Here is a 2,189-nt window from a genome sequence, read left to right as displayed (position 1 = left end):
CCTGGCCGGCGGTGGCGGCCAGCCGCCCAGGTGCTTGAAGCGGTTGACGATGGTGCAGAACAGCTCCGCGGTGCGCGTGGCGTCATACAGTGCCGAATGCGCCTCACGCTGGCTGAAGCGGATGCCCGCGGCCTCGCAGGCCTTGGCCAGCACCGTCTGCCCGTAGACCAGCCCGGCCAGTGCCGCAGTATCGAAACTGGAAAACGGGTGGAAGGGGTTGCGCTTGATATCCGACCGGTCCGACGCGGCGTTCAGGAACCCCTGGTCGAAGAAACTGTTGTGGCCCACCAGCACCGCACGGTTACAGCCATGCTGTTTGACAGCCTTGCGTACCGGATCGAACACCCCTTTCAGGGCGGTTTCCTCGGATACCGCGCCGCGTAGCGGGTTGTCCGGGTCGATACCGGTGAAGTCCAGTGCCGCCTGTTCGATGTTGGCGCCGGGGAACGGGTCCACATGGAACTGGATGCGGGTCGAGGGCCGCAGGTTGCCCTGGGCATCCATGTCGATCAGTACAGCGGCGATTTCCAGCAGCGCATCGGTCTGGGCATTGAAGCCCCCGGTCTCCACGTCAATCACCACCGGCAGAAAGCCGCGGAATCGCAGAGCCAGGCTGGGATGCTTGTCGCTCATTATTGCTCCAACCAGAAAAACGAGCCTGCCGCAGCGGGCAGGTCCGGCTATGCTACCGGAATCGCCGGGGCGGCAACAGCGATCAGAGGTGACGTGCCGGTTGCTGCGCGGGTACAATACGCCCCCTCGATTCACCGGGCGACCGGCCAGCCGCGGCCGGCGACCCCCATGCGGAGTCTTTCAATGTCCAAGATCAACAAGGTGGTTCTGGCCTATTCCGGTGGCCTGGATACCTCGGTCATCGTCAAGTGGTTGCAGGAAACCTACAACTGCGAAGTGGTCACCTTCACCGCCGATATCGGCCAGGGTGAGGAAGTGGAGCCGGCCCGTGCCAAGGCTCAGGCCATGGGCGTCAAGGAAATCTACATTGAAGATCTGCGTGAAGAATTTGTGCGCGACTATGTCTTCCCCATGTTCCGCGCCAACACCATCTACGAAGGCGAATACCTGCTGGGCACCTCGATTGCCCGCCCGCTGATCGCCAAGCGTCTGGTGGAAATCGCCGAGGAAACCGGCGCTGATGCCATTTCCCACGGTGCCACCGGCAAGGGCAACGATCAGGTGCGTTTCGAACTGGGTGCCTATGCACTGGCCCCGGGCATTCAGGTGATCGCCCCCTGGCGCGAGTGGGATCTGAATTCCCGCGAAAAGCTGATGGCCTACTGCGAAAGCCGTGAAATCCCGGTGGATTTCACCAACAAGAAGAAAAAGTCGCCGTATTCCATGGATGCCAACCTGCTGCACATCTCCTACGAGGGCGGCAACCTGGAAGACCCGTGGTGGGAAGCCGAGGAAGACATGTGGCGCTGGAGCGTCAGCCCGGAAGCGGCGCCGGATGCGCCCACCTACATCACCCTGACCTACGAGAAGGGCGATATTGTGGCCATCGACGGCGAGCGCCTGAGCCCCGCCGAGGTGCTGGCCAAGCTCAACAAGCTGGGTGGCGACAATGGCATCGGCCGGCTGGATATCGTCGAGAACCGCTATGTGGGCATGAAGTCCCGCGGTTGTTACGAAACCCCGGGCGGCACCATCATGCTGCCGGCCCACCGTGCCATCGAGTCACTGACCCTGGACCGTGAATCCGCGCACCTGAAGGATTCCATCATGCCCAAGTACGCCGAGCTGCTGTACAACGGTTACTGGTGGAGCCCGGAGCGCCTGGCGCTGCAGAAGCTGATCGACGAAACTCAGCAGCACGTTAACGGCGAAGTCCGCATGAAGCTCTACAAGGGCAATGCCACCGTGGTGGGCCGTCGCTCCGACAATGACAGCCTGTTCGACGCCTCCATCGCCACCTTCGAGGACGATGCCGGTGCCTACGACCAGAAGGACGCGGAAGGCTTCATCAAGCTCAACGCCCTGCGCCTGCGCATTGCGGCCAAGAACGGTCGCAAACTGAGCTGATCGCACCCGCTCTGCTCTAACAGGGTGTTGAAAAAGCCTCTTCGAGGTTTTTCAAGCCACGTTGACGGTACATGCCCGTCAACGTGGGCACGGTCAATCCATCGCTTGGCGCGCTTGATTGTGCTGGCGGCATGATGGTGCCGCCAGCA

At 62.0% G+C, this 2,189-nt stretch carries 2 protein-coding genes; one reads left to right on the top strand and one right to left on the bottom strand.

Annotation, left to right across the window (positions count from 1 at the left end):
- Positions 1-633, bottom strand: a 633-nt coding sequence (gene rnt, locus A11A3_RS17070) for a ribonuclease T (RefSeq protein WP_008930581.1), incomplete at its 3' end; no start/stop codon positions are given.
- Positions 634-816: 183 nt separating this feature from the next.
- Here rnt and A11A3_RS17065 point away from each other — a divergent pair.
- A complete protein-coding gene (locus A11A3_RS17065; protein WP_008930580.1) occupies positions 817-2,040 on the top strand; it encodes an argininosuccinate synthase in 1,224 nt (407 codons plus the stop codon).
- Positions 2,041-2,189: the final 149 nt, after the last annotated feature.

It is taken from the genome of Alcanivorax hongdengensis A-11-3 (assembly GCF_000300995.1).
Taxonomy (GTDB): Bacteria; Pseudomonadota; Gammaproteobacteria; order Pseudomonadales; family Alcanivoracaceae; genus Alcanivorax; species Alcanivorax hongdengensis.
This window is presented reverse-complemented; position numbering and strand designations above follow the sequence as displayed.